General features: G+C 36.2%; 11 protein-coding genes. 8 read left to right on the forward strand and 3 right to left on the reverse strand.

Annotated features, from left to right (window positions below; genetic code table 11):
- The first annotated feature begins 1 nt into the window (after window position 1).
- The 7 genes from uxuA (at window position 2) to A8L44_RS07280 (ending at window position 8,022) form a co-directional block, all read left to right on the forward strand.
- Entirely contained in the window at window positions 2–1,048 is a 1,047-nt protein-coding gene (uxuA, locus tag A8L44_RS07250; RefSeq protein ID WP_066103670.1) for a mannonate dehydratase, read from the forward strand.
- Window positions 1,049–1,124: 76 nt separating this feature from the next.
- The gene (locus tag A8L44_RS07255) at window positions 1,125–1,967 is read left to right on the forward strand and encodes an HAD family hydrolase (protein ID WP_066103672.1); all 843 of its coding nucleotides are present in this window, start codon (window positions 1,125–1,127) and stop codon (window positions 1,965–1,967) included.
- 18 nt (window positions 1,968–1,985) lie between these two features.
- Window positions 1,986–3,734, forward strand: a complete 1,749-nt coding sequence (locus A8L44_RS07260) for a glycoside hydrolase family 3 protein (protein ID WP_225983567.1) — start codon at window positions 1,986–1,988, stop codon at window positions 3,732–3,734.
- 350 nt (window positions 3,735–4,084) lie between these two features.
- The gene (locus A8L44_RS07265; protein WP_066103674.1) at window positions 4,085–4,465 is read left to right on the forward strand and encodes a helix-turn-helix transcriptional regulator; all 381 of its coding nucleotides are present in this window, start codon (window positions 4,085–4,087) and stop codon (window positions 4,463–4,465) included.
- A gap of 376 nt (window positions 4,466–4,841) precedes the next feature.
- Window positions 4,842–5,297 (forward strand): HutP family protein, encoded by a 456-nt coding sequence (locus A8L44_RS07270; RefSeq protein ID WP_066103676.1) that lies wholly within the window; start codon window positions 4,842–4,844, stop codon window positions 5,295–5,297.
- A gap of 537 nt (window positions 5,298–5,834) precedes the next feature.
- The gene (locus A8L44_RS07275) at window positions 5,835–6,812 is read left to right on the forward strand and encodes an NAD(P)H-dependent flavin oxidoreductase (RefSeq protein ID WP_066103678.1); all 978 of its coding nucleotides are present in this window, start codon (window positions 5,835–5,837) and stop codon (window positions 6,810–6,812) included.
- Between the two features lie 55 nt (window positions 6,813–6,867).
- Window positions 6,868–8,022, forward strand: a complete 1,155-nt coding sequence (locus A8L44_RS07280; RefSeq protein ID WP_066103680.1) for a thiolase family protein — start codon at window positions 6,868–6,870, stop codon at window positions 8,020–8,022.
- A 74-nt stretch (window positions 8,023–8,096) separates the two neighbouring features.
- On the opposite strand, the gene A8L44_RS07285 is transcribed toward A8L44_RS07280, so the two are convergent.
- The 3 genes from A8L44_RS07285 to A8L44_RS07295 all read right to left on the reverse strand — a co-directional run bounded on the left by A8L44_RS07285 (window position 8,097) and on the right by A8L44_RS07295 (window position 11,246).
- The gene (locus A8L44_RS07285; protein ID WP_066103682.1) at window positions 8,097–9,146 is read right to left on the reverse strand and encodes an aldo/keto reductase; all 1,050 of its coding nucleotides are present in this window, start codon (window positions 9,144–9,146) and stop codon (window positions 8,097–8,099) included.
- A 215-nt stretch (window positions 9,147–9,361) separates the two neighbouring features.
- Window positions 9,362–10,267, reverse strand: coding sequence for a sulfurtransferase (locus tag A8L44_RS07290; RefSeq protein WP_066103684.1), 906 nt, complete (start codon window positions 10,265–10,267; stop codon window positions 9,362–9,364).
- A gap of 556 nt (window positions 10,268–10,823) precedes the next feature.
- Window positions 10,824–11,246 (reverse strand): hypothetical protein, encoded by a 423-nt coding sequence (locus tag A8L44_RS07295; protein ID WP_066103686.1) that lies wholly within the window; start codon window positions 11,244–11,246, stop codon window positions 10,824–10,826.
- 384 nt (window positions 11,247–11,630) lie between these two features.
- On the opposite strand from A8L44_RS07295, the gene A8L44_RS07300 reads away from it, so the two are divergent.
- Complete coding sequence (locus A8L44_RS07300; protein WP_066103687.1) at window positions 11,631–12,077, forward strand: DUF6376 family protein; 447 nt, start codon at window positions 11,631–11,633, stop codon at window positions 12,075–12,077.
- The last annotated feature ends 12 nt before the right edge of the window (window positions 12,078–12,089 follow it).

Below are 12,089 nucleotides of genomic sequence, written 5' to 3' on the forward strand. Positions count from 1 at the left end.
TATGGAAATGTCATTCCGTTGGTATGGAAAAACTGATAGTATTCCTTTGGAATACATCCGTCAAATTCCAGGTATGAAAGGAATTGTAACAGCTATTTATGATATCCCGGTTGGTGAAGCTTGGCCGATGGATAAAATCGAAGAATTGAAAAAGACTGTAGAAGATGCTGGTATGCACATCTCTGTTATCGAGAGCGTACCGGTTCATGAAGATATCAAAATTGGTTTGCCAACTCGTGACAAATATATCGAGAACTACAAAACGACTTTACGTAACCTTGGTAAAGCTGGTATCCCAGTTGTGTGCTACAACTTCATGCCAATCTTTGACTGGACACGTACAGATTTAGAATACCGTCTTCCAGATGGTTCTACAGCTCTTATCTTCGAAGAAGAAGTAGCTAAGAAAATGGATCCACTAACAGGTGAACTTTCTTTACCAGGTTGGGATTCCAGCTATAAAAAAGAAGACCTGCAACAATTATTTGATCACTACAAAAATGTTGATCATGAAAAACTTTGGGAAAACCTTGAGTATTTCATTAAAGAAATTATTCCAGTTGCAGAAGAAGCTGGCGTAAAAATGGCAATCCACCCAGATGATCCGCCATTTGATATCTTTGGATTACCACGTATCATCACAAACAAAGAAAACCTAGAAAGATTCGTTAACCTATATGACAGCCCATATAACGGTTTAACAATGTGCAGCGGTTCACTTGGTTCTCACCCAAATAACGATTTCCCAGAAATGCTTCGTTACTTTGGTAAGAAAGACCGCGTAAACTTTGTACATGCCCGCAACGTTAAATTAACAGGCGGAATGTCATTCGAAGAAAGTGCTCACCCATCTGAGTATGGTTCTGTTGATATGTATGAAGTGATTAAAGCAATGAAAGACTTCAACTATGAAGGACCAATCCGTCCTGACCACGGTCGTATGATCTGGGGCGAAACTGGTAAGCCTGGTTACGGTTTATATGATCGTGCATTAGGTGCTACTTACCTAATTGGATTATGGGAAGCAGTAAATAAAAATAATCGCTAATGATTAAAATAAGTCGATGCGAATCTTCCAAGTAAGAATTCGTATCGGCTTATTCATATAGAAGGAGAGTATAGAAATGAAGGACAACATCAAAGAATTTGTTAAAACAAAAGACTTTTTAGTATGCGTTGATTCCGATGGTTGCGCAATGGATACGATGGGTGTAAAACACGAAGAAGCATTTGGACCGCGTGCAGTAGATGTATGGGAGCTTCATCACATTAAAGATCGTTTCCTAAAAGTATGGAATGATATCAACCTTTACACAAGAACAAGAGGAATCAACCGCTTTAAAGGGGTTGTCGCTACTTTCGAAGCTTTAGAAAAAGAAGGCATTGAAATGCCTGATATCACTTCTTTCAAAAAATGGGCTGAAACAACGAATGAACTTTCCAATCCATCACTTGAAAGAGCGATTGCTGAAACAAATGATGAGCAATTAAAGAAAGCTTTAGAGTGGAGCCATGCGGTTAATCGTACGATTGAGGAAGAACTGGCTGGAAATGATAAACCTGTTGAAGGTGCTAAAGAAGGCTTAGCAGCTGCTAATAATGTAGCAGATGTAGCGATTGTATCATCAGCAAATGGTGCAGCTGTACTTGATGAATGGACAAGACATGAACTAAACGTACATGTTGATGTCATGCTTGGACAAGAAGCTGGTACTAAAGCTTACTGCATAGAGCAATTAAAAAAATTCGGTTATGAAAACACTCGTGTATTGATGATCGGTGATGCTCCTGGAGATTTATCTGCTGCTGAGGTAAATGACGTTCTTTATTACCCAATTCTTGTTGGTAAAGAGAAATTCTCTTGGGATCGTTTTCAAAACGAAGCTTTGGCTAAATTCTTAGACGGCAGCTTTGCAGGAGAATACCAAGAACAATTGATTAAGGAATTCAACGATAACTTAAAATAAGGTTTGGAGGAAGTCCAGATGATTCAAAAAATTGCTAAAAACATCCCAATGCCAAAGGTTGATCTAAAAGCAAAGCCATATAATCTATCTGATGAAGATATTAAATGGGTTAAAGATACAATCGCTGGAATGACTACAGAAGAGAAGATCGGTCAGTTATTTATTAACCTATTCTTCTTTGGTGATGATAAATTCAGCGGTAATACATTCACAAACAAAGAACTGCTTGAAAAATACCATATCGGCGGGGCTCGTTATATGGGGGCTACATCCGATAAAGTACAAGCACTTATCAACGAACTTCAAAAGGATTCCAAAATTCCATTACTAGTAGCAGCGAACTGTGATGCAGGCGGTAATGGTGCGGTAAACGATGGTACATATGTGGCCTCAGCTGCTATGTGTGAAGCTTCTGGTGATGAACAATTATCCTTTGATGCCGGTTATGTAAGTGGTCGTGAAGCGCATGCGGTTGGTGTTAACTGGAACTTCGACCCATGTGTGGATATCCTAAAAAACTGGAGAAATACAATCGTAAATACTCGTGCTTACGGTACAACTGCTGAACCGGTTATCAAGCACACAAATTCATACATTAAAGGGTTAACAGAAAGTAATGTTGGTGTTTGCATTAAGCACTGGCCTGGTGATGGAACAGAAGAACGCGACCAGCATTTAGTCATGGGCGTAAATGAATTATCTGTAGACGAATGGGAAAAATCCTTCGGTGAAGTATACCGTAATCATATTGAGAACGGTGTACACTCTATTATGGCCGGTCATATTGCTTTGCCAGAATATCAAAAAGCATTAGTACCTGAATTAGAAGACCGTGATATCTTGCCAGCTACGTTAGCGCCAGAATTAATTAATGGTCTCCTAAAAGGCAAATTAGGCTTCAACGGTCTAGTCTTGACTGATGCATCTCATATGCTTGGTATGACAGCAGCGATGAGACGTGAAGAATATGTACCGCAATCCATTGCAGCAGGCTGTGATATGTTCTTGTTCTTCAACGATATTGATGAAGACTACAACTTCATGTTAAATGGTTACAAAAATGGAATCATTACAGAAGAACGACTTCAAGATGCATTAGAAAGAATCCTGGGCTTTAAAGCGACACTAGGCTTGCACAAAGCGCAAAAAGACGGTTCCATCTTCCGCAATGAAGAAGACTTAAAAGTAATTGGCTGTGAAGATCATATCGAGCGTGCTAAACAAGCTGCAGATAAAGGAATTACGCTTGTTAAAAATACATTGGATCAATTGCCAATTCGCCCAGAAACACATAAACGTATTCGTCTGTATTTCTTAGAAGGAGAAAAAGGCGGCATTTATGAAGGCGATGACAAAACTCTTAACTATATTGTGAAAGAGCTTGAAAGCAGAGGCTTTGAAGTAACCGTTAACGAAGGTGACACTCGTGTTAAAGGCCCAACATTAAAATATCGTGAAGAAGTAGATGCAGCTCTTGTATTTGCCAATGTCATCGGTTATGGTGCAGAAAACAACTACCGTATCAGATGGAAAACGGCTATGGCAAACGAGATCCCTTGGTATGTACATGAAGTTCCAACCGTATTCGTATCATTGAACTTCACAACACACTTAACTGATGTGCCAATGGTAAAATGCTATATTAATGCATACAAAGATACTGAAATCACAATTAAAGCGGTTATTGACAAGATCATGGGTGAATCAGAATTCCATGGTACACCAAATGAAAACGTTTGGTGTAATAAGTGGGATACAAGACTGTAATATACGGTCATTGATATATTGAAATTATATTCAGTCCACGAAAAACATGCGGATCTACATGCTTTAAGCATGCGGGTCCGCTTTTTTAATGGTTCATTCTAACTTTAAGATAATAAACTTCAATGAATTAACACTAAAAGTATAATAACTCCGGTAACATTTAAAATTACTTTTTATGAGAGAAAATAACATATGTTTTTATTAATAAGAACTAAACAAACTATGTTCCAAATCTTCATAGTTTTTTTCTAAAAACCCAGCCACCAAGAAAAAATCACAAAACCCACCAAGAAAGAAAAAATTTGATAATATAAGATTAAAAGTGATGTCTAATGTAAGAGGTGAGGGGAATGAACAGAGGATTCTTATTAAAACAAAAAGCATTTTTAAAGCTTTATCTACTGGAGATTGCTTCTCATCCAAGGGACTATGGTTCCATGGTGTTAAATGATTTAAGAGAAAAATTTAAACCATTTGGCTATTCGCCAACCCATACGGAAATTTATAAAACCTATAAAGAATTGTATAAAGCCGGATTCGTAAAAAAAAGAACCGAAATACTCGGCGATCCGCAAGAAAATGTTCAAGAAGTTTTTATTTATTATTTAACGGATAAAGGGAAAGAAGAATTAGAAATTTACCGAAAGTTAATGAAAAAAGAGCTGGAACGTTCAATCGGCATACTGCAGGTTGCTTTAGAGGATCATTTTGGTCCAGTTAAGAAAATATAAGGGTCAGGATTCTAAATAAATAGCAAAATAAAATTAGGTTTCAACAGGCAGACTGATTTGCATAGCAAGTCGGTCTGTTTTGCATGTATAGAATGAATTACACCTTAAGTTTACGTATTTATGATTTAAAGGGATGCAAATGAAAATTTGAAAAAAGATCCCTCCTATTAAAAAAACATAAATAAATCGATTCGAATTAAAATACATATATAGTAATGGGATAAAGATGTTCAATTTAGTTAGCTCCCAAGAATTCGTTTGTTTATAAGTATAAAAAGCACTAATAAACGAAATATTAAGTTGTGATTATTAAAATGGTTTAAGGACAATTTATTCTCACTTGGCAATTGCTTTATTTACTGAGGGGGTGCTAAAGATGATCATACAGGATCACGATTTCACGATGGGCAAGTTAACTTCTTTATTGGTACTCTTACATAACAATGAAGCGGGAGAAATGATAAAGAAGCAGTTAAACATGGAAAATTGCCGGTATACTGTGGGAAGTATAGGATCTATCGACTTGAATAAAGTCATCTCTGTCATTGAAGCAAGTGCAAAAACAAAGGGAATTATAAATTCGGAATCCTACAATGAACGAAATACGTTATATCATACCATTTTAGAGGCAGTACAAGGAGTCGGCAGAGGGACCATTCAAGTAGGTGACTTACTTAAAAAAGTTGATTTAACCTATGGCATAGTAAGAGGTAAAAATAAAAAAATAAGCACGGGCAATGAATGGATTGGTGTTTGCATTTATGGACGGTCTGATTCAGAGGAAAAAGGGATTGAACAGGAAACATTAGGCCTTGGTTTTAATCATTTATAGTCAGCGCTATCTGTCACCCTATTCAGAAGACTTCACCAGGAATAATTTTTCCTAGTGAAGTCTTCTTTTTATATTTTTTATGAATAACATGTTTGATCAAGGCAGGACCATGTGTATGGATGGTTAAAAAAACAGAAACACAATCATTTTATCGGTAATTTAAAGGGAATATCTAACTGTTGTTGAAAAAGTATTATATGCAGTGATTTTAAGTAGCTAATGAATAAAGATTCTAATTGAAAAAATTACACATTAAGTTAAATGGATGGAGGGGATTTTTACTTATCTAATTTGAAATAGAGTGTATCTTGTTTAGGGAATTGAATCTGGGCTTTTTATGTAATTGATCATAAATTAAGGTGTACTTTCACCATCCTATACACCATCCAAACTAGACCGCCAATATAAAGATTTTAGTAAAACTCTACATAATCTTTTCTCAAAAATCAAATAGACAACAGGATTCTATTTATTCCAAAACAGAAATTTGTAGTTGTAAAATCAAAAAATGATAAAAAAATTGGAGGTGGAGAACAAATGAGAAAAGAAAGTGTCAAAGAATTAGCGGAGCAATCCGTTTTGCCGATTATTGTTTCACCAATGTTTATTATTTCTACTCCTGAAATGGTACTTGCAAGCTGTAATGCCGGGGTTATTGGTACTTTTCCAACTTTAAATGCACGAACTGAGGAACAATTGGAGGCATGGTTTCAAGAAATAAAGGATGGACATGTAAGATTACAGAAAGAACATAGAAACAAAAAAATAGCACCCTGGGGAGTAAACTTAATTGTTCATTCTACTAATCATCGTTATGAAAGTGATTTAGCGTTAATAAAGAAATACCAACCACCTATCGTAATTACGTCACTTGGAAAACCGGTAAATGAAGTTAAAATCGTCCATGAATATGGCGGGCTGGTTTTTTCTGATGTTATAAGCATTAAGCATGCAAAAAAAGCAGCTGAGGCCGGAGTAGATGGATTAATTCTTGTTTGCAATGGCGCGGGTGGTCATGGAGGAACGTTGAATCCGTTTGCCTTTATAGCTGAAGTTAAACAATTTTGGAATGGAATTATTATTTTGGCAGGTTGTATATCAAACGGACAAGAAATTCTTGCAGCAAAAGTGCTTGGTGCTGATTTTGTTTATATGGGAACTCGGTTTATCGCTTCTTTGGAAGCGGTTACTAAAGAAGGGTATAAAGAAATGTTAATTGAATCGAATGCCAGCGATATTATTTATACGAATACCTTTAGTGGTGTGAATGCAAATTACCTCACACCAAGTATCAAAAAAGCTGGTTTGGATCCAGCTAACCTACCGGGGAAAAGCGAAATGAATGTGGTTCGTCAACAAAATGAAGCAAAAGCCTGGAAGGATATTTGGTCTGCAGGCCAAGGAGTAGGGTCGATTAAAGATATTCAACCAATAGAGTCTATTATTAAAACTTTGCAGCAGGAATATGAGAAAGCATTAGACATATTACCTTCAACAGCAGCTACTAAGTTATGAATCTAAAAAAAAAGTTATTTGATTTTCAAGGTGAATTTTAAAGGAGGAACCTCTAATGAGAGAAGCGGTTATTGTGGAAGCAGTCAGGACTCCAGTCGGGAAAAGAAAGGGAGTATTTAGTTCAGTTCGTCCGGATGATTTACTTGCAGGAGTTTTACGTAAACTTACCGAGAAAGCTGGTATTTCAAGTGGTCTGGTTGAAGATGTTATTATTGGTTGTGTTTCTCAGGTTGAAGAACAAGCCATAAACATTGCAAGATCAGCTGTACTGATGGCCGATTTCCCAATCCATGTACCTGCCACAACGATTGATCGTCAATGCGGCTCAAGTCAACAGGCGGTTCATTTTGCTGCACAGGCTATTTTAAGCGGTGATATGGATATTGTAATTGCAGGTGGAGTTGAAAGTATGACTCGAGTGCCAATGGGGTCAAATAGGTTACATGCAAAACCAAGTGAAGAACTGTCTTCGCGTTATGAATTAATTAACCAGGGGTTATCTGCAGAGAGAATTGCTGAAAAATGGGGATTTAGCCGAAATCAGCTAGATGAATTTTCAATTAGAAGTCATCAAAAGGCTATCCGGGCACAGGAGGAAGGACGTTTTGAACGAGAAATCATGCCAATAGAAGTAGTTAATGATGACGGGACTAAAACTATAGTCACTCAGGATGAGGGACCGCGTCGTGAATCCTCAATGGAGAAACTGGCCAAACTACCAACCGTCTTCAAAGAAAACGGAGTCATTCATGCGGGTAACGCGAGTCAAATGAGTGATGGTGCTGCAGCGCTTCTTATTATGTCAAAAGAGAAAGCGACCCAATTGGGATTAAAGCCGCGCTTTAAAATTATCTCCAGAACAGTAATAGGCTCTGACCCAACCTTAATGCTTACAGGTCCGATTGAGGCTACTAAAATGGTATTAAAAAAGAGCGGTTTAACCATTAATGATATGGATTTATATGAGGTAAATGAAGCATTCGCACCTGTTCCTTTATGCTGGATGGAGGAGTTTGGAGCTGACCCAGAAAAATTAAATGTTAATGGAGGAGCTATTGCACTTGGTCATCCATTAGGAGCTAGTGGCGCTCGCGTCATGATTACATTAATGCATGAATTAGAACGGATAGAGGGTAGGTATGGTTTACAGGCCATTTGTGAGGGAGCAGGAATGGCGAATGCTACTATTATTGAAAGAATAATAGAATAAAACATTGATTATTTGGAACAAAAGAAGGCATAAATCAGATTTATGCCTTCTACTCAATTCACTAATTTTTATTTTTAATGTTTTATCTGTATTAATCTAAGATTGTTAACCACATGGTTCGGATGTTTCATTCCCACCATTACTGAGCTAATGTTTTGCTCTCCCAAAATGGAGAGTAAATAATCGTCTGGAGTACATTCTCTATCAATTAATTTACCTAAGTTAAATGGAGCGCTGGTCACTGTAGTTAACCCAAATTCCTTCGCGGCATCTAAAACAGTATGAAATTTTTGATTTACTTGTTGATTTCGTCTTGTTTTGGCATAGTGAGTGATTTTGTTATAGGGGAATTGTAGAAATTTGAAATGATGATTTACTCCAACAACTTTTACTAAAGTTTGCATAACTTTCTCCAATGATACATACCCTTTCTCTTTAGGATTACATAATAATCCAACCCAGGATGCAAACCCGTAATAACGAATATTTCCCCTGGATACTTGTTCCTCATAAAATAAAAAAAGTGATTCAAGCTGATGATAAAAAGCTTCTTCTCCTAAAACCACCATTGAGAGTTCGGGATTATGTATATAATGGATGTCAATGGTATTTATTCTGAGATGCTTCTTACTTTGTTCGATTGCGAACTGATAATAGGAAGGAGCCAAAACGTGTCGCTGATTTCCTACGATATGTAAATCGGCTTCTTCAACTATTGCTGCATCTAGGAGTATTTTCTGTAAATAATCTTTAGGTACAAGCCCTGCATCATTATCTCCTGGGATAATTCCGGCTTTTGTAGAAATCACTATTTCCTCGCGATTTATTGTTCCATTATCAATTAAACGAGATAAAACTAAGCCGATGTCACGTTCTGATCTCATTCCTCGATAGTTAATTGCTGTATCTACAAAATTGATACCATTTTTCAATCCATATTCAATCGAAGTTCGATAAAGTCTAGAGTCTGTTTCATCCATACTGCCTAAATGTGTGCCAATGGCGATTGGAGAGACTGAAAAACAAGAAAGTTCTCTTTTTATAACTCCATGCCTATCTAAATATGCAGAAGTAGCTTTTGAAGTTGCAGAACCATTATTCATTAGAATCTCATCTTTATTCAACTTCCCAACCCCATCCTCAGAATATCTTTCTGCGTACTTATTTCTTTATCTTTGAGTAAGAATCCTTCCTAACATTTCAATTTAACCGATAATCCAGCTGAATTCTTATATAATTCAGCCGATTCACTCAATAATTCACCGATACTCCCCAACCTTGTAATAAATAATAGAAGACCCCCAAACCGAATGATTTGAGGATCTTCTCTAATTATCAATTAATCTATCATTTTACTTCCAGTGACTAATGGTAGGTCAGGCTTGGAGGCCCATTCATTCATGGAGCCATCATACACCGCGACATTTTGCACACCTAATTTTTCTAGTATTAAAGCATTCCAGGTAGCAGCGATTCCGCCACCGCAATAGGTGATTACTTTTTTATTGGAATCAAATACACCGATATCCGCAAAGTTATCCTTCAATTCTTCATCAGAAAGAACATTTTTTGTTGTTGAATCAGTATGGCATCCGAAGAATACATTGGCACTGCCGGGTATATGGCCTTTTCTCAGATAACTGTTAGTTTCACCGCGAAAATCCTCTGGAGAGAGACTGTTGATTAGAATAACCGAATCATCATCTATAGATTTTAAAACCTCATCCATTGTAACTAATAAATGATCTCTTCTATAGCTTGTAAACGAAGCTTTTGGATAGGATGTCTGATCAGTAGTAACAGGACGACCTTCTTCAATCCATTTTGGCAAACCTCCATCCAAAATAGCAATATTGTCTAAGCCCTCATATTTAAGCTGCCATCTTAAACGAGATGCCCAATATGGAGCAAAAAATGGAGCCCCAACAACCGCTCCTCGGTCATAGATTACAGTGTAAGTATCCTGATCGCCGATTCCTAATTCTGAAACCTTTTCTATGAAATAATCTCTATCAGGAACAGTGAATGGTAAATCAGAAGCGGAATCAGATAGTTCATTTATTAAATCTGCATACACCGCCCCAGGTATATGTTCATGTTCATATGATTCCTTACCTGATGAGAGTGTGATACTGCCATTTTCTAAGGGTTTCATAAGAGTAGTTACGTCTATTAATCTTAATTTAGGGTCATCAAGTCGGCTTGATAACCATTCTGTAGAAACAATAATAGGAATTGTTTGCATGTATATTTCCTCCTATATAAGTTATTCTGTTAAATATATAATAATTTCTATGTAAATACTATGAATTAGCTTTTTATCTAACATCAGTGACAATTTAATTTAGATCCCAATAACTATCAGGAAAGTCTATAATTATTTGACACTGTTTATGAAAAATTGATATTTGATGCCTTTCTAAAACATTGATACGTAACATACTTATCTCAACGGGAGATTGTCTCATAAGCTGTCAAACAGGGAGTCTTTCCTTCATTTATCTTTCGTAAAAGTATCATTAAAGAAATACATATAAAATGCATTACGTTACAAATACTAGTCCGATAAATAGAATTCTGTACCTGAAAGTTTTTAGGTTTGATTAAGTAGTTTGATAATAAGCGATTCTAGGGTTCATTCGTTGTTTGGATAATCTTATATTGAGATGGTATGTATACTTCGAGAGAAAATATCCATCCACCGCAAGTGATTTACTTATAGTATCGGTGGACAGATAGTTGACTTTTTACCGTCATATTAAGAGATTCGTGGTATTTACATATGTCTAGATAATTAATAATTAGCAACTATAAGCTAATATACTAGATGTAGGGAAAGAGGCAAAAGTAAAAGTAGGAAAAATGATTCCTGTAGTATTACCAAACGGACTTGCTGATAGGACCCACATTAATACATAACGACCATTATTTAAAAGCATAATTGTCCAGCGTCTATCACAGCCCACCCCAAAAGTTGTTCCAGTTCCTGAACCAACCCATGTACCTGATGTTAGAACCTCTTGGCCTTTTGACGGGTTTTGTAGAAGATATTGATACATATTAATCGTATTCTGTGAAGGTGGGGGTGTGCCCCCAGTTGGTGAACCACCTGTGCCGGGCATTCCAGTATTGGTATTCGGCCATCCTGTTGATGTTCCAGGCCATCCTGGAATAGGAAACGGAAGATTGGGAAGCCCGGGGATTTGTCGATCATAATATTCCATTAATATACACTCCTAATTCAATTTTTTATAGGCTAACGACAGTATATTATTTGGTTTGATTAAGGGTGTGGGCAATAATTCTTTAACATTAAATATACAATCATGGAATAGATTGTTTTGTTATAGTTGAATGTTTGCTTTTGATTGGATCGAGAATAAATGGAGTAATCGGTTAGTGTGTTAAACTAGAAGATATCAGTAGGTTTGTTATTATTCTTAAAAGAGCTTTTGTTAAAGATAAATGTTGTTTTTACATTGAGTAGAGTGATTCTTCCATAAATTAATAAATTGGATGACTGATAATGGTATGAAATATACTTGGCGAGTATGAGTCGATTAGGATATATATTTTGTTTATACTGAGGAATGGATGGAGGAAAAAGAATGAAAAAATTATTATCAATGCTTATTTTACCAATGACTATTTTTCTGACGAGTTGTTCGACAATAGAGGAAGTGTCAAATTCTTTAAATTATGTTACGGAGGCTACGGATTACATCGATGAAGTAAATCAATTTGCAAATGAATTACCAACTGTAGCAGAAGCAGCAATAAACGATTTAAATTCAAAAATTCAATTAGAAGAGTTATTAACAGAAATGCAAAATGAATTAGAAGAATTCAATATACTTGAAGCACCGGCTATGTTAGAGGATATCCATAATCAAGTGGTAGAGCATAATATGGAACTAGCAAGTGGTATTGAGTTGTATTTAGAAAATATAGAGGCAGGCACATTAAGTTCAGAATTACTTTCGGAAATTGGTTTATTGGAGGAAATCGCTGTTTATAATGATCTGTTAAGCCAAATTAAGAAATTAAGCGAATAAAATAATATTCTA

Source organism: Bacillus sp. FJAT-27986, assembly GCF_001685035.1.
Taxonomy (GTDB): domain Bacteria; phylum Bacillota; class Bacilli; order Bacillales; family Pradoshiaceae; genus Pradoshia.